Origin of the sequence: Pseudonocardia sp. ICBG1293 (assembly GCF_020131355.1) — a bacterium.
Lineage (GTDB): Bacteria > Actinomycetota > Actinomycetes > Mycobacteriales > Pseudonocardiaceae > Pseudonocardia.
Genome location: NZ_JAHLEL010000047.1, coordinates 327,392 through 349,698, shown reverse-complemented (window position 1 = coordinate 349,698; position 22,307 = coordinate 327,392). Strand labels below are relative to the sequence as shown.

Genomic DNA, 22,307 nt, shown 5'->3' with positions numbered 1-22,307 from the left:
GGGGACGACCGGATGGACAGGGAAGCGACCCGCTACCCGCTCACCGCAGCCCAGCAGGGCGTGTGGTTCGCGCAACGCCTCAATCCCGACCACTCGTTCACGGTCTCGGAGTACCTGGAGGTCCACGGTGCCCTCGAGCCGGAGGTGTTCGCCGCCGCGCTCGCGCGCACCATCGGTGACGCGATCACCGCGCAGATGTACGTCGTCGAGGACGACACCGGTGTGTGGCAGTACCCCGGGCCGCCCGCGGAGCTGGTGCGGCAGGACTTCTCCGGCCACGACGACCCCCTGGCCGCGGCACGGGCATGGATGGACGACGAGCTGGCCCGTGGTTTCACCCTGGAGCACGCACCGCTGTCGGTGGACGCACTGCTGCGGCTGGGCGCGGAGCACTGGATCTACTTCCAGCGCAACCACCACCTGATCGGCGACGGCGTCAGCGGACGGCTGTTCAGCGCCCGGCTCGCCCAGGTCTACAACGCGCTGGTCGCGGGGGAGCAGGTCCCGGAGTCCTCGTTCGGCACGCTCGCCGACTACCTCGACGCCGACCGGCGCTACCGGGAGTCCGAGGCCTACCGGCGGGACCGCGCGTACTGGATCGGCAGGCTCGCCGGCGTCGAGCCGGTCGGGCTCGCCGCGGACCGCGCCCCCGCGTCGGACACCCCGGTACGCGAGTCGGTCGTGCTGACGCCCGAGCTGCTCGACCGGCTCCGCACGGTCGGCCGGGAACACACCACGACCTGGTCGATGGTGTTCACCGCGGCCGTGGCGGTGTACCTGCACCTGCACTCCGGTGCGGCTGCGGTCCCGGTCGGTTTCCCGACCGCGGCCCGCCGGGACCCCCGGATCCGAACCACCCCGGGGACCACCAGCAACGTGCTCGCGCTCGTCGTCGACACCCCCGCCGCGGCGAGCTTCTCCTCGGTCCTGCGCGCGGCGACCGCCGAGGCACGGGCCGTCCTGCGTCACCAGCAGTACCGGCAGGAGGACATCGTCCGCGAGCGCGCGGGCGTCGACCCGTCCGCACCGATCGCCGCCGTCTCGGTCAACATCATGTCCTTCGACTACGCGCTGGAGTTCGGCGGGCACCGGGCCACCGCCCACAACATGGCCAACGGCGTCGTCGACGACCTCGAGATCGCGGTGTTCGACCGCGGCGACGGCGGGCCGGTCCGGGTCGAGTTCTTCGCCAACGACGCGCTGCACACCCACGAGACGGTCCGGGACCACGCCGACCGGCTCCTCGCACTGGTCGAGGCGCTGGTGGCCGACCCCGGCAGGCCGCTGGCCGCGGCCGGGCTGCTGACCGGCCCGGAGCTGCGGGCGGTCCTCGCCGCGGGCGCCGGACCACGCACCCCGGTCCCGTCGCCCACCGGGGTCGTCGACCGTGTCCGCGCCGTCGCCGTCCGGGACCCCGCCGCGGTGGCCGTCGTCGACGAGCACGGCCGGTGCGACTACGGCGAGCTCGTCGGACGGGCCGCGGCGACGTCGGCGTTGCTCGACCGGGCCGGGGTCGGGCGCGGTCGACTCGTCGCGGTCGTCGCCGAGCCCGGCATCGACTACCTCGTCGCGATCCTGGGCGTGCTCGGTGCGGGTGCCGCCTGGGTGCCCGTCGACCCGACCGACCCGCCGGCGCGGGTGGAGCAGCGGCTGCGTGCGTCCGGCGCCGACGTCCTGCTCCACCCCCGGCGCCGCCCCGGCGACCCGGACCCGGTCCCGGTGGGGACGCCCCCCGACGTCGCCCGCCACCCGGTCCCGGCGGAGCCGGTCGACCCCGCCACGGTCCCGGCCGGGGGCAGCGACCTCGATCTGGCCTACGTGCTGTTCACCTCCGGCTCGACCGGAACCCCCAAGGGTGCGATGGTGCACCGCGGCGGGATGCTCAACCACCTGCTCGCCAAGGTCGAGGTGTGCGGGCTGACCGCGGCCGACACCCTGGTGCAGAACGCCCCGCTGACCTTCGACGTCTCCATCTGGCAGCTGCTCGCGCCGCTGCTCGTCGGTGGCTCCGTGCGCATCGTCGGGCGCGGGACCGCTGCCGACCCGGAGGCGCTGTTCGCGCTCTGCGCCGCGGAGGGTGTCACCGTCCTGGAGGTCGTCCCGTCGGTGCTGCGCGGTGCCGTCGAGGAGTGGGACGCGCCCGGGGCCGGCGTACCGTCGCTGCCCGACCTGCGCTGGCTGATGGTCACCGGTGAGGCGCTCCCGGCCGAGCTGGTGCGCCGGTGGAACCGCCACCACACCACCGTCCCGCTGATCAACGCCTACGGGCCGACGGAGTGCTCCGACGACGTGACCCACGCCGTCCTGCCCGCGGGGGTCGTCCCGGACGCCGGCTCGGTCCCGATCGGGCGCGCGCTGCCCAACACCGACCTCTACGTGCTCGACCCCGCCCTGCGACCGGTCCCGACGGGACGGCCGGGGGAGCTGTACGTGGCCGGGCAGGGGGTGGGCCGTGGCTATCTCGACGACCCCGGCCGCACCGCCACCACGTTCTGCGCCGACCCCTTCGCGGCCGAGCCCGGGGGCCGGATGTACGCCACCGGTGACATCGTGCGGGCGCACGCGGACGGCAGCCTGGTGTTCCTGCACCGCCGCGACGACCAGGTCAAGATCCGCGGGGTCCGGATCGAGCCCGGCGAGGTCGAGGCCGTGCTCGGCGACCTGCCCGAGGTGGTCCGCGCCGCGGTGTCGGTGCACCGGGCACGCGGCGTCGCCGAACTCGTCGCGCACGTCGTGGTCGCCGACCCGGCGACGACCCCGGAACAGGTCCGGCTCGCCGCCGCGCGGGCGCTGCCCGAGTCGATGGTGCCCACGGCGGTGTCCTGCCTCGCGGAGCTCCCCTACACCGCGAACGGCAAGCTCGACCGGGCCCGGCTGGCCGGGATCGTCCCGGAGGTCGTCCGCCCGTCGGGGCGTCCGCCCCGTGGCCCGGCCGAGGAGCTGGTCGCCCGGCTGTTCACCGAGGTCCTCGAGCTCGGCGACGCCACGCCCGGCGCCGACGACGGCTTCTTCGCCCTCGGCGGGCACTCGCTGCTGGCCACCCGTCTGCTGTCCCGGCTGCGCACCCGTACCGGTGGCGCACCGGCGCTGCGCGAGCTGTTCGGCAACCCGACCGTCGCCGGACTGGCCGCGCTGCTCGACCGTGCGGGCACCGCTCCGCCCGCCGCCGACGCACCGGTGGCGGCGCTCGCGCCCCGGGACCGGTCGGAGCCGTCGGCGTCGCAGCGGCGGCTGTGGTTCCTGGAACGACTGCACCCCGGCAGCGGGGCGTACCACGTGCCGCTGGCGCTGCGGCTGCGCGGGCCCCTCGACACCGGTGCGCTGCTCGCCGCCGTCGACGACCTGCTCACCCGGCACGAGAGCCTGCGCACCCTGCTCCCCGACGACGGCGACGGTCCCTGCCAGCACATCCTCGCCCCGGAGCAGGCGCACCGCCGTCGTGCGGAGGTGACCTCCCTGCGCACCGTGTCCACCGACGGGGACGGCGCGCTGACCGGCACCGTGCCCGCCGACGGGGTCGCCGCGCTGCTCGCCGACGCGGCCGCCGTGCCGTTCGACCTCGCCACGCAGCTGCCGCTGCGGGTCCTGCTGCGCCGCGTCGACGGCGGTGACGGCGGTGACGACGGACCCGAGGAGCACGTCCTGCTGCTGGTGCTCCACCACGTGGCCGCCGACGGCTGGTCGCTGGCACCGCTGCTGCGCGACCTCGCGGACGCCTACCGGGCCCGCCGCGACGGCCACCCGCCGGCCTGGCCCGGTCCGGCCGTCCAGTACGCCGACCTGGTCGCCGCGGGCCGCGCGCGGCTCGGTGCCCCGGACGACGCCGGGTCCCCGATGGCCGCCCAGCTCGAGTTCTGGCGCAAGGCGCTCCACGACGCGCCGGAGGTGATCGACCTCCCCGCGGACCGGCCCCGCCCGGCCGTGGCGTCGCACCGCGGCTCCCGGGTGCCCTGGTCGCTGCCGACGACCACCGCCGAGGGCATCGCCCGACTGGCCGCCGCACACGGCGCGACCCCGTTCATGGTCCTGCACGCCGCGCTCGCGGCGCTGCTGACCCGGATGGGCGCAGGCACCGACGTCCCGCTCGGCACGATCACCGCGGGCCGCGTCGAGGACGGCGCCGACGACGTCGTCGGGTTCCTCACCAACACCCTGGTGCTGCGGGCCGACACCGGTGGGGACCCGGCGTTCAGCACCCTCCTGCAGCGGGTCCGCGAGGACGACCTGGACGCCTTTGACCACCAGGACCTGCCGTTCGACTCGCTCGTCGAGGTCCTCAACCCGGCACGCACCCTGACCCACCACCCGCTGTTCGGCGTCCTGCTGGTCCTGCAGAACACCCCCGAGCCGGACCTGCGGCTGCCGGGCCTGGACACCGGGCTGGTACCCGTCGACTCCCCGGTGGCGAAGTTCGACCTCTGGTTCGACCTGCGAGAGGGACGCGACGACGCGGGCAGGCCGACCCTGGACGGCGCCATCGAGTTCGCCCACGACCTGTTCGACGAGCAGACCGTCGCCGCACTCGGGCGCAGGCTGGGTGCGGTGCTCGCGGCCGTCGTCGCGGACCCGGGTACCCCGGTGTCGGCGCTCCCGGTCGTCGAGGCCGCCGAGCACGCGCTGCTGGAGCGCATCAACGACACCGCCCGCCCGCGCCCGCGCGGCCTCCCGGTGGACCGGATCCGCACCCAGGCGCGGCTGCGGCCGGACGCGCCCGCGCTGGTGCACGGCGACACCGTCGTGACCTACGCCGAGCTCGCCGACCGGGCCCGCGTGCTCGGCGCGGCGCTGCGCGGGCACGGCGCCGGGCCGGAGCGGGTCGTCGCCGTGTCGATGCGCCCCGGCGTCGACCAGGTCGTCGCGCTGTGCGCGGTCTGGGAGGCGGGCGCGGGCTACCTCCCGCTGCACCCCGACCTGCCCGCCGAACGGGCCCGGTTCCTGCTGCGCGACTCCCGGGCCACCGCTCTGGTCACCGACGAGGCGTCCTCGACGGTGCGCGCCGCGGCGCTCGGCGCGGGACTCGCCCCGCTCGAGCTCGACGACCTCCTCGACCACGACGAGCCGGTGGGGGAGACGGACGTGGCCTCCGGCGACCCGGACCCGGCCGGCCTGGCCTACGTCCTGCACACCTCCGGCTCGACCGGACGCCCCAAGGGCGTCGCGGTGTCCTACGCCGCCGTGGACGACCTGCTGGCCTGGGCGGGCGACCACTTCGGGCCGGAGCTCGAACGGGTCCTGTTCGCGACCCCGCTCGGGTTCGACGTGTCGGTGTTCGAGCTGTTCGCCCCGCTCGCGGCGGGCGGCACGGTGGAGATCGTCGACGACCTCGCGGTGCTCGGAACCCGCGGCGGCTTCCGCGGGAGCCTGGTCAGTGCCGTGCCCTCGGTGCTGTCGGACCTGCTGGACACCGCGCCGGCCGGTGTCGCGCTCGACGTGTCCACGGTCGTCACCGCGGGCGAGGCGCAGCCGCCCGCCCTGGTCCGGCGGCTGCACGCGCTGGCACCCGGCGCCCAGATCGTCAACCTCTACGGGCCGACCGAGGCGACCGTCTACTGCCTCGGGCACCGCACCGCGCCGGGCGCCGACCCGGGCGCCGCGGTGCCCATCGGCACCCCGCTGGACAACACCGCGGTCCGGGTGCTCGACGACCGCCTGCGCCCGGTCCCGCCCGGCGTCCCCGGCGAGCTCTACATCGCCGGACGCGGGCTGGCCCGCGGGTACGTGGGCCGTCCGGGGCTCACCGCGACCCGGTTCGTCGCCGACCCGTTCGGCGGCCCGGGCGAGCGGCTGTACCGCTCGGGCGACCTGGTGCGGGTGACGGCGGGCGGAGACCTGGTGTACCTGGGCCGCCGCGACGACCAGATCAAGATCCGCGGCGTGCGGATCGAGCTCGGCGAGGTCGAGTCCGCGCTGGCCGGGCACCCCGGGGTCGCGGGGGCGGCCGCGTCGGTGTGGCCCGGCTCCGACGGGCAGCCGCGGCTGGTCGGGTACGTCGTGCCCCGGTCCGGCACCGTGCCGCCCACCGCCGCCGACGTCCGCCGCGAGCTCGCCGGGCGGGTCCCGGCGCACCTGGTCCCGGCCGGCGTCGTCGTGCTGGACGCGTTGCCGCGCACCACCACCGGCAAGATCGACCGCGGGGCGCTTCCCGCGCCCACGACGGACGACGCGAGCCCGGTGGGCGCCCCGACCGACCCGCTGGAGGCCGAGGTCGCCGAGGCGATGGCGGAGCTGCTCGGCCGGCCCGTCGGCCGGGACGGTGACTTCTTCGACCTCGGAGGGCACTCGCTGCTGGCCACCCGGCTGCTCGGCAGGCTGCGCGCCCGCACCGGCGCCGACGTCGGGCTGCGGGCGCTGTTCGAGGCGCCGACCCCGGCCGGGATCGCGGCCGCACTCACCGCGGTGCGACCCGGCGGCGGCGCCCCGGTCCCGCTGACCGCCCGTACCGACGACGGCCCGGTGCCGCTGTCGGCGGGGCAGCGGCGGCTCTGGACACTCGACCGGCTCGGTGTGCCCGACGGCGCCTACACCGTGCCGATCGGGATCCGGCTGCGCGGCCGGCTCGACGTCGACGCGCTCGGCGCGGCGCTCGGCGACGTCGTCGCCCGCCACGAGCCGCTGCGCACCCGCTACGCCGACGGGACGCCGTTCCCGCGGCAGGTCGTGGTCGGGGCCGCGGAGGCGGCGCGGGCGGTCGCCGCCGGCACGGTCGTCGAGCCGGTCGCGGCGCAGGACCTCGGCACCCGGCTGGCCGAGGCCGCCGCCCCGCACTTCGACCTCGCCGCGGGTCTCCCGCTGGTCCCGCGCCTGTTGCGGACCGGCCCCGACGAGCACGTCCTGGTGCTCGCGGTGCACCACATCGCCGCCGACGGGGAGTCCCTCGCACCGTTGCTGCGTGACCTGGAGCAGGCGTACCGCTCCCGGGTCGCGGACCCGGACGCGCCCGGCCCGCGGCTGGCCGAGCCCGCCGTGCGCTACACCGACTACACGCTCTGGCAGGCCGACCTGCCGCTGGACGCCGAGCTCGCGCACTGGCGGGACCGGCTGCAGGGGTTGCCCGGGACCTGCACGCTGCCGCAGGCCCGGCCCCGCCCGCACGTCCCCGGCCACGTCGCCGACCGGGTCGACATCGCGCTGGACGCCGACCGGCACGCCGCCCTGCTCGCGCTGGCCCGGCGACACCGCACGACGCTGTTCACGGTCGCCGCCGCCGGCGTCTCCGGTCTGCTGACCAGGCTCGGGGTGGGCACCGACATCGCGATCGGCACGGTCGTCGCCGGGCGCACCGACCCCGCGCTCGACGACCTCGTGGGGTTCTTCGTCAACACCCTGGTGCTGCGGACCGACACCGCGGGCGACCCGACCCTCGACGAGCTCGTCGGACGGTCCCACGAGGTCGTGGTCGACGCGCTGAGCCACCAGCAGGTGCCCTTCGAGCGGCTGGTCGACGAGCTCGCGCCGCAGCGGTCGATGGCCCGGCACCCGCTGTTCCAGGTGATGCTGGTGGTCCAGAACGTCACCGAGCCGGAGCTGGCACTGCCGGGGATCGACGCCGAGGCCGTCGACCTGGGTGTCGGCGCGGCGAAGTTCGACCTCACCATCGAGCTGCACGAACGCCACGACGCGACCGGGGCCCCGGCGGGCATCGACGGCGTGGTCACCCTGTCGCGCGACCTGTTCGACACCGACACCGTGGCCGACGTGCTGGACCACCTGGGACGGCTGCTCGACGCGATGGCCGCCGACGGCGGCTCCCGGCTGTCGGCGGTCGAGCTGCTCTCGGACCGGGAGCGGGCGCTCTCCCTGGCCCCGGCCGCCGTCGGGACCGTCCCGGCGCCGGACACCCTGGTCGACCGGTTCGAGGCCGCCGCGGCCGCCCGGCCGGACGCGGTCGCCGTCACCGACGGCGACCGGGCGCTGAGCTACCGCGAGCTCGACCGGCGCGCCGACGCGCTCGCCGAGCACCTGCGCACCCGGCACGGGGTGGGCCCGGAACACCTGGTGGCGCTGCTCGGCCCGCGCTCCGCGGATCTGGTCGTCGGCCTGCTCGGCGTGCTGAAGGCGGGCGCGGCCTACCTGCCCGTGGATCCGGACCTGCCCCGCGAGCGGATCGCCGTCCTGCTCGGCGACGCGGCCCCGTCGGTCCTGGTCGCGACCGCACCGCCGGGCGACGAGCTGCCGCCCGGCGTGCCGGTGGTCCGGCTCGACACCCTGCCCGACGCACCTCCCGACGCACCGGCCGGCCGGGCGGCCCCGTCCCGGGCCCGTCCCGGGAACGCCGCCTACGTCATCTACACCTCCGGGTCCACCGGGCGGCCCAAGGGCGTCGTCGTCACCCACGCCAACGTCACCCGGCTGTTCGACCGGGCCCGTGACGAGTTCGGCTTCGGGCCCGACGACGTCTGGACGCTGTTCCACTCCTACGCCTTCGACTTCTCGGTGTGGGAGCTGTGGGGGCCGTTGCTGCACGGCGGCCGACTGGTCGTGGTGCCCTACGACGTCAGCCGGTCCCCCGACCGGTTCCTGCGCCTGCTCGCCGACGAACGCGTCACCGTGCTCAACCAGACCCCGTCCGCGTTCGACCAGCTGACCGCCGCCGACGCCGCCGACCCCGCGACGGGGGACCGGCTCGGCCTCCGGGAGGTGATCTTCGGTGGGGAGGCGCTGGATCCGGCCCGGCTGGCCCCGTGGTTCCGCAGGCACGGCGACACCGCGCCCCGCCTGACGAACATGTACGGGATCACCGAGACCACCGTGCACGTCACCCTCCGGCCGCTGGGCGGCCCGGACGCGGCTCCCGGAACGGCCAGCGTGATCGGCACGCCGATCGGTGACCTGCGCGCCGTGGTGCTCGACGACCGGCTCCGGCCGCTGCCGCCCGAGGTCCCGGGCGAGCTCTACGTCAGTGGTCCCGGACTGGCCCGCGGCTACCTGGGCAGGCCGGGACTGTCCGCGACCCGGTTCGTCGCCGACCCGTACGGCGACGGCGGGCGGCTCTACCGCACCGGCGACGTCGCGCGCCGCCGTCGCGACGGCGCGCTGGAGTTCGTCGGCCGGGCCGACCAGCAGGTCAAGGTGCGCGGGTTCCGGATCGAGCCGGGCGAGGTCGAGGCCGCCCTGACCGGCCTCGACGGGGTCTCGGCCGCCGTGGTCGACGCCCGCGGGCTCGCCTCCGGGGAACGCGGCCTGGTCGCGTGGGTGCTCCCCGACCAGGGCCGGCCCGGGGTCCGCCCGGACCCGGCGGCGCTGCGCGCGGAGCTGGCGACCGTGCTGCCGGGGCACATGGTGCCCGCCGTGATCGAGGTCTGGGCCGCGTTCCCGCTGACCCCGAACGGCAAGCTGGACCGCGCCGCGCTCCCCACCCCGGCGGTACGGGCCGGGGACGACGCGACCGGCTCCGCCGCACCGACCGAGCGCGCGGTCGCGACGGCCGTCGCGCAGGTGCTCGGGCTGGGCGCCGTCGGCCTCGACGACGGCTTCTTCGACCTCGGCGGGGACAGCATCGGCGCGATCCGCCTGGTCTCCCGGCTCCGGGAGACCGGCCTGGTCCTGACCCCACGCGAGGTCTTCGAGCTGCGCACCGTGCGGGCGTTGGCCGCGGCCGCCCGCACACCCGGACCGGGGACGGCCGCGCCGACCCTCGACCCGTACGGCGACCTCCCGGCCACCCCGATGATGCGGTGGCTCGGTGACGCGGCCGCCACCCGCGGCTTCCACCAGAGCCGGCTGCTCGTCGCCCCGGCCGGGCTGACGCCCGACGACCTGCGTGCCGCCCTCGCGCGGCTGGCCGATCGGCACCCGGCGCTGCGGCTGCGCCGCACCGGCGACGGCGCCGTCATCGACGCCGACGCCGCTCCGCCGGTGGTGCACCACGTCCTCGCACCGGGCACGGGAGAGCTCGCCGACACGGTGCGGGCCGAGGCCGCCGCGGCGCGCGACCGGCTCGACCCGGACGCCGGGCGGGTGTTCGAGGCCGTGCACGTCGACCGCGGCGCGGACCGGTCCGGCCGGATCGTGCTGGTCGGCCACCACCTGGTCGTCGACGAGGTCTCGTGGCAGATCCTGGTCCCCGACCTGGTCACCGCGTGCCGGGTGGGTGACGGCGGGGGACCGGATGCCGCGCCCGCCGCGCCCCCCGTGTCCTACCGGCACTGGGCGCACGCACTCGCCGCCGCCGCGCAGGAGCCGTACTGGCTCGACCAGAGCGCCCACTGGCAGCAGGTGCTCGACCCCACGGGGTGCAGCGGCAGCGCACTCGACCGGGCGCTGCTCGATCCCGGCCGGGACACCCTGGCCACCGCCAGGACGCACACCGCCGAGCTGCCGCCGGAGGTCACGGCACCGCTGCTGGCCGAGGTGCCCTCGGCGTTCCGGGCCCGGGTGGACGAGGTGCTGCTCGCCGGGCTGGCCATGGCCGTACGCGGCCGCCGTCCCGGATCGGCGGGACCGGTCGTGGTGGACGTCGAGAGCCACGGCCGCGGGGCGAGCGCGCTCGGACTGGACCTCACCGGCACCGTCGGCTGGTTCACCACGCTCCACCCGGTACGGCTGGACCCGCCCGACACCGACATCGCCGAGGTCGAGGCGGGCGGGGCAGCGGGGTCCCGGCTGGTCAAGGGCGTCAAGGAGCAGCTGCGGTCGGTACCGGACGGCGGCCTGGGCCACGGCCTGCTGCGGTGGCTGCGCCAGGACCCGGAGCTGCGGCGGCGCGCGGCGCCCGCGGTGGCGCTGAACTACCTCGGCCGGGCCGGCACCGGCGACCACACCGACACCGACACCGGGGACGGGACGTGCCCCGGCTGGGCGGTCCTGCCCGAGCCGGACGTCGCCGTCGCGGCCCCGGACCTCCCGCTGGCGCACCCACTGGAGATCAACGCCTTCACCGAGGACGGTGCCGCGGGGCCGCGGTTCCGGGTGCACGCGACGGCAGCCGGCCGGCTGCTGGAGGACGAGGAGGTCCAGGCACTGCTCGCCGGCTGGCTGGCCGCGCTGCGCGGCCTGGTCCGGCACGTGACCGACACCGGTGCCGGCGGCCTGACGCCGTCGGACCTGTCCCTCGTCGAGCTGGACCAGGCCACCATCGAGCTCCTCGAGGCCGAGGGCGACGACACCGCCGGCGACCCGGACGGCCTCGGTGATCTCGACGGCTTCGGCGACCTCGGTGCACCCGACGACCCCGGCGACCGCGACGAGCAGGCGCCGACCCCCACCCGGAGGACCCACTCGTGAGCCAGTCCACCACCAGTGCCCGCGCCGGAGGCGGCGTCGAGGACGTCCTGCCGCTGACCCCGCTGCAGGAGGGGTTGCTGTTCCACGCCCTCTACGAGGGCGAGGGCCCGGACGTCTACACCGTCCAGCTGGTCGTGGAGATGACCGGCCCGGTCGACGCGGCGGCGCTGCGCCGGGCCGGGCAGGCGCTGCTCGACCGGCACGCCGCCCTGCGCGTCGGGTTCCGCCACCACGGGCTGGACCGCCCGCTCGCGGTCGTCCGCCGCGACGTGCGGCTGCCGTTCCGCGAGATCGAGCTCGACGGGCCCGACGCGGAACGTCGCTGCACCGACCTCATGGCGGCCCAGCGTCGCGCCCGCTTCGCCATGCACCGGGCCCCGCTGGTGCGGATGCTGCTCGTCCGCACGCCCGGTGGCCGGTCCCGGCTCGTCCTGACCGTGCACCACATCCTGCTCGACGGCTGGTCCTACCCGGTGCTGCTGGAGGAGCTGTTCACCCTCTACGAGGCGGGGCCCGGTGCGCTCGGACCGCCGGTCCCGTTCCGCGAGCACCTCGCGTGGCTCGCCCGCCAGGACACCGATGCCGCGCTGGCCGCCTACGACGCCGTCCTGCACGAGAACCCCGGACCGACGCTGCTCTCCCGGCTCGGCCGCCGCGTCCCGGGAGCGGTCCCGGCCCCGGCGACCGAGACCGTCGAGCTGACCGACGAGGAGACCGCGCGTCTCGACGCCGTGGTCCGCAGGCACGGGTGGACGACGAACACCGCGCTGCGTGCCTGCTGGGCGCTGGTGCTCGGGGTGGCCCTGGGTCGGCGCGACGTCACCTTCGGCGCCACCACCTCCGGCCGTCCGGCCGAGATCCCCGGCGTCGAGCGGATGGTGGGCCTGTTCATCAACACCCTGCCGGTCCGCGTGCGCTGGAGCTGGGGCGAGCCGTTCCACGACCTCGTCGACCGGGTCCAGGCCGAGCAGACCGGCCTGCTGACCCACCAGCACGTCGCGCTGTCCGACGTCCTGGAGCGGGCGGGTACGGGGGAGCTGTTCGACACGAGCACCTGTTCGAGAACTACCCGGTGGACGCCGACTCCGCGCCGCCGATGTCGGACGGGGTCCGGATCGTCGACGTCACGGCCACCGACTCCACGCACTACACGGTCGGCCTGGCCGGCCTGCCCGGCGAGCGCCTCGCCTACCGGCTGACCTATCGCAGCGACGTCCTCGACGGCGCGCTGGTGGCCCGCCTGGCCGGGATGCTGCGCCGCACCCTCGACCGGCTGGCCACCGACCCGGCGGCCCCGCTGGCGCAGATCGACCCGGCGGGCACCGAGGACCGGCCGCGCGAGGTCGTCGACGGCGGGCCCGCCGGGCCGCCCGGCACGGTGACGGCGCTGCTCGCCCGGCAGGCGGCACGCGCCCCACAGGCGCCTGCGGTCCGCCACAGCGACGTCGAGCTCGACGCCGCGACCCTGCACGCGGCCGCGGACGCGCTGGCCGCCCGCCTGGTCGCCGCCGGAGCGGGTCCCGAGGCGCGGGTCGCGGTCGCGCTGCCCCGTGGAGCCACCGCGGTCGTCGCGGTGCTCGCCGTGCTCCGGGCCGGCGCCGCGTTCGTCCCGGTCGACCCGGACGGCCCCGCGCAGCGGGCCGCGACGATCCTCGCCGCGACCGCGCCGGTGCTCACCCTCACCGACGGCGGGTACGAGCCGGGCCCGGCCGCGGGCACCGTGCTCGACGTCTCCGGCGCCGTCGTGCCCGGCGACGCGCCCCCGGCACCCGGCGCGTTCCCCGAGGCGGATCCCGAGCACGCCGCCTACGTGCTGTTCACCTCGGGCTCGACCGGCACCCCGAAGGGCGTCGTCGTGCCGCACCGGGCGCTGGCGCACTACCTGCGCTGGGCCGCGGGTGCCCTGCCCGGTCTCGCGACCGGGGCCCTGCTGCACGGACCGCTGACCGTGGACGGCACCCTGCCCTCGCTGCTCGGCCCGCTCGTGGCCGGTGGCTGTGTGGTCGTGGGCGAGCTGGCCGACGGCGCTGCGGTGCCCGGCGGCCTGCTCAAGATCACCCCGAGCCATCTGCCCCTGCTCGAGGCCCTCGGCCCCGACCGCGACCTCGGAGCGGAGCTGCTGGTCGGCGGCGAGGCGCTGGACGGGTCCGCACTGGCGGACTGGCGGACCGGTCGCCCGCCGGTCCGGGTCGTCGCCGAGTACGGGCCGACCGAGGCCACCGTCGCGGCGACCGCGCTGGAGGTGCCCGGCCCGGACGCCGACGACGGTGCCCCGGTCGGCACCGTCGCGCTGGGCCGGCCGCTCCCCGGGGTCGAGGTCCGGCTGCTCGACCCGGCGCTGCGGGAGGTGCCGCGCGGCATCGTCGGGGAGGTGTACCTGGCCGGGCCGGGACTGGCCCGCGGCTACCACGACCGGCCGGGGCTCACCGCGTCCCGGTTCGTCGCCGACCCGCACGGCGCCCCGGGCCGGCGGCTCTACCGCACCGGCGACCTCGCCCGCTTCGACGAGGGCTGGGCGCTGCGGTTCGTCGGGCGGGCCGACGACCAGGTCAAGATCCGCGGGCACCGGGTCGAGCCGGCCGAGGTCGAGGCCGCGCTGGCCGCGCACCCGCAGGTCGCCGGGGCCGCGGTGCAGGTCCGCGGCACCGGCGCGGACGCCGTCCTGGTCGGCTACGTCGTCGGGCACGGCCCGGCGGGTGGGGCACCCGGGCCCGACCCCGACGCGGTGCTCACCGACCTGGCGGCCGTGCTGCCCCCGCCGATGCGACCCGCGGCGCTGGTCGTGCTCCCCGAGTTGCCCCGCACCGCGGGCGGGAAGATCGACCGCAGGGCACTGCCCGAGCCCCCCCGCGCTCGTCACCCGGTCGGGACGCCGTCCCACCGGCTACGCCGAGCGGGTCATCGCCGGGCTGTTCGCCGATCTCCTCGGTATCGAGGGCCGTGTCGATGGCCGTGTCGAGGACGGTGCCGAGGGTGGTACCGACGGCGGCACCGGTGTCGGCGCCGACGACGACTTCTTCGCGCTCGGCGGACACTCCCTGCTCGCCACCCGACTGGTGTCCCGGATCCGGACCGCGCTGGACGCGGAGCTCCCGGTCCGGGCGGTGTTCGACGCACCGACGGTCGCCGGGCTGGCCCGTGCCGTCGGCGGCGCCGCACCCGGGCGGTACCCGGTGCGTCCCCGCCCACGGCCGCGCCGGGTACCGCTGTCGCTGGCCCAGAAGCGGCTCTGGTTCCTCGAGCAGCTCGGCGAGGACCCGGATGCCTACCTCCTGCCGCTGGCGCTGCGCCTGCGGGCCACGACCCCGGGCACCGCCCCGGACCGCGACACGCTCGCGGCCGCCTGGGCGGACGTCCTGGAGCGCCACGAGGCGCTGCGGACCCGGTTCCCCGCCGAGGACGGCGAGCCCCACCAGGAGGTCCTGGACCCGGACGCCGCGCGCGCCGCGCTGGACGCCGCCCTGGAGGAGGTCGACACCGACGCCGGCGCGCTGCCCGGGACCCTGGCGCGGCTCGCCCGCCGCCCGATCCCGCTCGATCGCGGCCTGCCGCTGCGCCTGACCCTGGTCCGGGTACCGGACGAGGACCCGGTGCTGCTCGTCGTGCTGCACCACATCGTCGCCGACGGCTGGTCCTGGGAACCGCTGCTCGCCGACCTGGGCCGGGCATGGACCCACCACCGCGGCCCGGACCGCGCCGGGCCGGTGTTCGAGAGCCCGCTGCCGGTCCAGTACGCCGACCACGCGCTCTGGCAGCACGAGGTCCTCGGCGGGCAGGGCCACCTCGACGAGCAGACCGCGTTCTGGCTCGCCGAGCTGGCCGACCTCCCCGCCGCGGTGGACCTGCCCACCGACCGCACCCGGGGCAGCCACCCCGGAGCCGGCTCCGTCCGGGTGCCCCTGGAACTGGACGCGGCCACCCACGCCCGGCTCGACGAGGTCGCCCGGACGCACCGGGTCAGTGTCTTCATGGTGCTGCAGGCGTCGCTGGCGGCGCTGCTGACCCGGCACGGCGCGGGCACCGACATCCCGCTCGGGACGGTGACCTCCGGCCGCACCGACCAGGCCGTCGACGACCTCGTCGGCTTCTTCGTCAACACGCTGGTGCTGCGCACCGACACCGGTTCCGACCCGACGTTCGCCGAGCTGCTGTCCCGGGTCCGGCGCACCGACCTCGCCGCGTTCGCCCACCAGGACCTGCCCTTCGAGCGACTGGTCGAGCTGCTGAACCCGCCGCGCGCGCTCGGGCGGCATCCGCTGTTCCAGGTGCTGCTCGCGCTGTCCGACGACACCGGCCCGCAGACGGCGGACTGGGGTGGCCTGCAGGTGCGTGAGGAGCCGGTGGAGCTCACCGCGACCAAGTTCGACCTGCTCGCCGACCTCACCGAGACCCGCGACGACCGCGGCACGCCCACCGGTCTGCGCGGCGTGCTGCACTGCGCGGGCGAGGTGTTCAGCCCGGCCGCCGGGCAGGCGCTCGCCCGGAGGTGGACGGCACTGCTCACCCGGCTCCTCGCCGAGCCGGACGCCCGGATCAGCACGCCGGACCTGCTCACCGACCAGGAGCGGCACCGGCTGCTCGTCGAGGTCAACGCCACCGGCGCGGCCCGGCCGCCGCTCGCGCTGACCGATCTGCTCGCCGAGCGGGTCCGCCGGGACCCGGCGGGGCCGGCGGTCGTCGCGGGGGAGCGGACGCTGTCCGCGGCCGGGCTCGACGCCGCGTCGGCCCGGCTGGCCTCGGCCCTGCAGGCCAGGGGAGTCGGTCCCGAGACCGTGGTCGGACTCGCGCTGGCGCGCGGCCCCGAGCTGATCGTCGCGATCTGGGCGGTGCTGCGCGCGGGCGGCGCCTACCTGCCACTGGACCCGGTCCTGCCCGCCGAGCGCCTCGGCGTCCTGCTCGACGACGCCCGCCCGGCACTGGTCCTCGCCGACGGCACGGGCGCGGCCGTGCTCCCGGCGTCGGCGGCGGTCCCCGTCCTCGACACGGGCACCGTCCTCGACACGGACGGCCCGGGCACCGCCCTTCCCGCCCGGCACCCCGACCAGCTCGCCTACGTCATCTACACCTCCGGGTCCACCGGCCGGCCCAAGGGTGTCGCCGTCAGCGACCGGTCCGTGGTCGACCTGGTCCTGTGGGCGCGCGACCACTTCACCGACGACGAGCGCTCGGCGGTGCTGGCCGCGACCTCGGTCGGGTTCGACGTGTCGGTGTTCGAGCTGTTCGCACCGCTGCTCACCGGCGGCCGGATCGATCTCGTCGACGGGCTCACCGCGCTGTCCGGCGCCGCGCCCCGCCCGGTGTCGATGATCTGCGGGGTGCCGTCGGTGACCGCCGACGTCGTGGACGCGGGCACCCACCTCGCCGCCCGGACCGTCGTCCTGGCCGGGGAGGGTCTGCCGTCGGCGACGTTCGACCGGATCCGGGCCGGGACGACCGCCCGCGAGGTGATCAACCTCTACGGTCCGACCGAGGCGACCGTCTACTGCATCGGCTGGCGCACGACCGCGCAGGCCGGTGAGCTCCCCGGGCCCGCGGCCCCGACGGGGACGCCGCTGGACAACACCGCGGTGTACGTCCTCGACGCGACGCTGTCCCCGGTCCCGCCCGGGGTCATCGGGGAGCTCTACGTCGCCGGGGCCGGGCTCGCCCGGGGCTACCGGGGCGCCACGGGACTCACCGCGTCCCGGTTCGTCGGCGACCCCTTCGGGCCCGCCGGGTCGCGGATGTACCGCACCGGTGACCTGGCCCGTTGGGACACCGAGGGCCTGCTGCACCACGCGGGCCGGGCCGACGACCAGGTGAAGGTCCGCGGCGTGCGGATCGAACCCGCCGAGATCGCCGCCGCGCTGACCACCCACCCCGCGGTGGGCCGGGCCGTCGTCGTGGCCCGCGACGACCGGCGCGGCGACGTCGAGCTCGTCGGGTACCTGGTCCCCGAGGTCGGGACCCCGGTCGGGGAGGTGGACACCGCCGCGGTGCGCGGGCACGTCGCCGCGCTGCTGCCCGCTGCGATGGTCCCCGCCCGGCTCGTCGCGCTGGAGCGCTTCCCGCTGGGCGCCACCGGGAAGCTCGACCTCCGCGCGCTGCCCGAACCCGCGGAGCAGGCCACCGCCGCCGGGCGGGCACCGGCGGGCCCGGTCGAGGAGCGCGTCTGCGCGGTGTTCGCCGAGGTCCTCGGCGGCGGCGAGCCGGGGCCCGACGACGACTTCTTCGCACTCGGTGGGCACTCGCTGCTGGTGATGAAGCTGGTCGGGCGGCTGCGAGACGCCTTCGGCGTGGAGGTGCCGATGCGGACGGTGTTCGCCGCGCCGACCGCGGCCGGGGTCGCCGCCGCCGTCACCGCCGCCCCCGCCGCCCGGCCCGCGATCCGGCCCGGCAGCGGTGGGGACGCGCTCTCCGCGGCCCAGCGACGGCTGTGGTTCCTGGAACAGCTCGACCGGCGCGGCACCGCGCCCGGCACGTACCACGTCCCGATCGCGCTGCGGCTCGACGGCCCGCTGGACACCGCGGCCCTGCGCGCGGCGCTGGCCGACGTGCTGGAGCGGCACCCGGTGCTGCGCACCCGCTACCCGGACTCCGGTGGTACGCCGCGTGCCGTCCTCGTCGACGCCGCCGCGGCCGCCGCGGGGCTCGGGGACCTGCACCCGTACCCGCTGGCCGCCGACCGGGCCGCCGACGAGATCGCCGCCGCCTCCGGCGCCCGGTTCGACCTGGCCACCGGGTCCCCGCTGCGGGTCCGCTGCTGGTCGACCGGCCCCGGGGCGCACCTGTTGCTGATCGTGGTGCACCACATCGCCCTCGACGGCTGGTCGCTGACCCCGCTGCTGGCCGATCTGGGCCGGGCCTACCGGGCCCGGGCCGGTGGCGGCGCGCCGCGCTGGGCCTCGCTGCCGGTCAGCTACGCCGACCACGTGACCTGGACCGCGGAGGTACTGGGCGCCGAGACCGACCCGGACAGCGTCGTCGCCGGGCACCTCGGCTACTGGCGGGACCGCCTCGCCGGGCTTCCCGACGTGCTGGACCTGCCCTGCGACCGGCCCCGCCCGGACCGGGCCGGCCACGCCTCGGACACCGTCCGGTTCGCGATCCCGGCCGAGCTGCACCGTGCCGCCCTCGATGTGTCCCGGGCGCACGGGGCCAGCCTGTTCATGCTCCTGCACGCCACGCTGGCCACGCTGCTGACCCGGCTCGGAGCGGGTACCGACGTGGCGCTGGGCACCGCGGTCGCCGGTCGCGGCGACCCCGCGCTCGACGACGTCGTCGGGCTGTTCGTCAACACCGTCGTCCTGCGTACCGACACCGGGGGCGACCCGGCGTTCGGCGACCTGCTGGAACGGGTCCGCGACGACGACCTGGCCGCGTTCGCCCACCAGGAGATGCCGTTCGACCGGCTCGTCGAGGTGCTGGCCCCGGAGCGCTCGTTGGCCCGGCACCCGCTGTTCACGGTGATGCTGGTCCTGCAGAACACCGCGGTCCCCGACCTCGACCTCGGCCCCGGTCTCACGGTCGCCGAGGCGGACACCGCCGCCGGGCCCGCCAAGTTCGACCTGTCCGTCGAGCTGGCCGAGACCCACGACGACGGCGGTGCGCCCGCCGGACTGGGCGGCAGCGTGGTGTTCGCCGCCGACCTGTTCGACCACGGCACCGTGGAGCGCCTGTGCGCCCGGTGGACGGCGCTGCTGGCCGCGGCCTGCCGGGACCCCCGGCGCACGCTCGGCGAGCTCGAGATCCTGCTGCCCGGCGAGCGCGAGACGATCGCGCGGGCCGCGGCGGGCGCTCCCGCGCCGCAGCCGCCCGGCACCGTCACCGACCGGCTGGCCCGGGTGGCGGCCGCGTCCCCGTCCGCCGTCGCGATCCGCGACGACGACCGCGAGGTCACCTACCGCGAGCTCGTGGAGCGGGCCGGGCGCTGGTCGGCCGCGCTGGCCGCCGCCGGTGTCGGCCCCGAGACCCCGGTCGCGCTGCTCATGTCGCGCTCGGTGGAGCTGGCCACCGCGATGGTCGCGGTCCTCGGCGCGGGTGGCGCCTACGTCCCGCTGCACGAGGCGTACCCGACCGAGCGGTCGAACCTGCTGCTCGAGCGCACCGGCGCCACGGTCCTGATCACCGACCGGGAGCTCCCGCCCGGGTTGCACCGCCCGGCATCGGTCCTCGACCCGTCCGCCCTGGACACCGCGCCCGACGGCGGCGCACGCCGGGACGCCGTCACCCCGGACCGGCTGGCCTGCCTGATGTTCACCTCCGGGTCGACCGGCGAGCCGAAGGGCGTCGCCGTCACCCACGCGAACCTGACCGGCCTGGCCGACGACCGTCTCTACGACGCGCCCTGCCACCGCAGCGTGCTGTGGCACTCCTCGCCCGGCTTCGACGCGGCCAGCTACGAGCTGTGGGTGCCGCTGCTGCGCGGCGGGACCGTCGTCGTCGGCCCGGCGCACGGCCTCGACCTGACGGCCCTGCGCCGCGCCGTGACCGGGCAGGGGGTGCGGGCGCTGTGGCTGACCGCGGGCCTGTTCCGCGTCGTCGCGCACGAGGACCCGGCCGCGCTCGCCGGCCTGGACGAGCTGTGGGTCGGCGGCGACGTGGTGCCCGCCGACGCGGTGGACCGGGTCCGCAGGGCCTGTCCCGGCCTGCGTGTGGTCGACGGCTACGGCCCCACCGAGACGACGGTGTTCGCCTCCCGGGAGCCGATCGACCCGGGCGCGACGGTCGGCCGGACGGTGCCGATCGGGTCGCCGATGGACGGCACCACCGTGCACCTGCTCGACGCCACGCTGCGCCCGGTGCCGCTCGGCGCCCCGGGGGAGATCTACCTCGGCGGTGTCGGCACCGCACGCGGCTACCTGGGCCGGCCGGAGCTGACCGCGGAACGGTTCGTCGCCGACCCGCTGGGCCCGCCGGGGGCGCGGCTCTACCGCACCGGGGACCTCGGCCGCAGGCTCGCCGACGGGCGGGTGGACTTCCTCGGGCGGGTCGACGACCAGGTGAAGCTGCGCGGCTTCCGGGTGGAACCGGGCGAGATCGAGTCCGTCGTCGCGGGCCACCCCGCGGTGGACTCCGCGGTGGTCCTGCTCCGGCGTCCGGCGGTCGGTGCCGCCCGGCTGGTCTGCTACCTGGTCCCCGCCGTCGGGACGACACCGGACCCGGACGCGGTGCGGGCCGCGGCGCAGCGGCAGCTGCCCGACTACATGGTCCCGTCCGAGTTCGTGCCGGTGCCCGCCTGGCCGCTCACCCCGAACGGGAAGGTCGACCGGGCCGCCCTCGCGTCGCTCCCGTCGGCGGTGGGCGACCCGGCGGCGGCCGGGGGCACCGGTGTCGCGGAGCCGCCCGCCGCAGGCGTCGAACAGCAGCTCACCGAGGTCGTGGCCGCGGTGCTCGGGCTCGAACCGGGCGCGGTGGGTCCCGACACCGGGTTCTTCGCGCTCGGCGGGGACAGCATCACCTCCATCCAGCTGGTGGCCAGGGCCCGTGCGGCGGGCTGGGAGCTGAGCCCCCGCGAGGTGTTCGAGCAGCAGAGCGTCCGTGCGCTCGCCACCGTCGCCCGTCCGGTCCCGGGCGCCGACGGCCCCGACCCGGTGGGCGACGGCCCGGCGGGGCCCGGCACACCCGCCCCCGTCCTGCCGCTCCCGCCGATCGCGGCCTGGCTGCTCGAGAGCGGGGGCCGGTCACCGGGTTCCACCAGAGCCGGGTGCTGACGACCCCGCCCGAGCTCACCCGTGAGCACCTGCTCGCGGCCGTCGCCGCGCTGCTGGCCCGGCACGACGCGCTGCGCCTGCGGCTGGAGCGCCCGGGCACCGGGCCGGTACTGCGGGTCCGCCCGCAGGTACCGGCCGAGGAGGTCGTGACCCACGTCCGGGTCGACGACGCCGCGGCCGCGGTCGCCGGTGTGCACGAGGGGGCCCGCTCCGAGCTGGACCCGGACGAGGGGGCGATGCTGCGCGTCGTCTGGTGCGACGCCGGACCGGAGCGCCCGGGCCGGCTCGTGCTGGCCGCGCACCACCTCGCGGTCGACGCGGTGTCGTGGCCGATCCTGGTCGCCGATCTCGTCGCCGCCCACCGTGGGGCCCGCGGCGGGCTCGCCGCGCTGCCCACGCCGCGGACCGGGTACGCCCGGTGGGCGGCGACGCTGGCCGCCGCCGGCGGGGACCCCCGCTGGACGGACCAGCGCGGGTACTGGGCCCGGCTCCTGGAGCACCCCGCCCCGCAGCTGTCGACGGTGCGTCCGGATCCGCGCCGCGACGTGCTCGCCACCGCCCGGACCCGCTCGTTCATCCTGCCCGCCGAGGACACCACGACCCTGGTCCGGGACGCCGCGGGCGCCTACAGCGCCACGGTGCCGGACGTGCTCTGCAGCGCGCTCGCGCTGGCGCTGCGGGAGTGGCTGCGTCGCCGCGGCCGCCCGCTCGACGGCCCGGTCCTGCTCGACCTGGAGGGCCACGGCAGGCACGACGACCTGGTCGGCGGGCTGGACCTCACCGAGACCGTCGGCTGGTTCACCGTGCTGTACCCGGTCGCGATCGACGGGCCCGACGCCCACTGGCCGGACCTCCTCGGGGGCGGAGCCGTGGTCGGTCGGGCGCTGCGCGAGGCGAAGGAGTCGTTGCACGCGGTCCCCGACCACGGGGCCGGGTTCGGGCTGCTGCGCCACGGCCCGCGGCCGGACCCCGGGCTGGTCGCCGCGGACACGCCGCGGCTGGCGCTGAACTACCTCGGCCGGGTCGGCGGGCCGGACCCCGCCCTGCCGGTGGACCGGGTGCCCGCCTGGTCCACCGCCCCGGACGCACCCGGATTCCCCGCCGGGGACCCCGGGCTGCCCTTCGCCCACCCGATCGAGGTGCTGGCCGCGGTCCAGGACGGGCCCGGCGGACCCGTCCTCGCGGTGGACCTGACCTGGCCGTCGGCACTGCTCGACGACGCCGTGGTCGAGGAGCTGGCGACGCTGTGGACCGAGGCGCTGCGGGCGCACGCCACGCACCTGCGCGCCGCCGAGGGCGGGCTGACGCCGTCCGACCTGCGTTCGGTGGCGCTGTCCCAGGACGAGATCGACGCCGTGACCGCCCGGCTGCGTGCCGTGGGAGGGATCTGAC

The 22,307-nt window shown here is 77.1% G+C and carries 4 protein-coding genes and 1 pseudogene; all 5 read left to right on the top strand.

All coding sequences use genetic code 11. The annotated features are described in order from the left end of the window. Window positions 1-12 precede the first annotated feature (12 nt). Entirely contained in the window at window positions 13-11,223 is an 11,211-nt protein-coding gene (locus KPF47_RS24890; protein ID WP_224391204.1) for a non-ribosomal peptide synthetase, read from the top strand. Further along, complete coding sequence (locus tag KPF47_RS24885) at window positions 11,220-12,422, top strand: condensation domain-containing protein (RefSeq protein ID WP_224391203.1); 1,203 nt, start codon at window positions 11,220-11,222, stop codon at window positions 12,420-12,422. The genes KPF47_RS24890 and KPF47_RS24885 overlap by 4 nt, the downstream gene beginning before the upstream one ends. Then, window positions 12,320-13,981 (top strand): annotated as a pseudogene (locus KPF47_RS41100) (amino acid adenylation domain-containing protein); the annotation flags it as partial. The gene KPF47_RS24885 and the pseudogene KPF47_RS41100, both read left to right, overlap by 103 nt. Beyond that, window positions 13,920-20,915: a non-ribosomal peptide synthetase gene (locus tag KPF47_RS24875; protein ID WP_308015480.1), complete on the top strand. Its 6,996-nt coding sequence runs from the start codon at window positions 13,920-13,922 to the stop codon at window positions 20,913-20,915. The pseudogene KPF47_RS41100 and the gene KPF47_RS24875, both read left to right, overlap by 62 nt. Further along, window positions 20,909-22,306: a condensation domain-containing protein gene (locus KPF47_RS24870; protein ID WP_308015479.1), complete on the top strand. Its 1,398-nt coding sequence runs from the start codon at window positions 20,909-20,911 to the stop codon at window positions 22,304-22,306. Before KPF47_RS24875 ends, KPF47_RS24870 begins: the two co-directional genes overlap by 7 nt. The last annotated feature ends 1 nt before the right edge of the window (window position 22,307 follow it).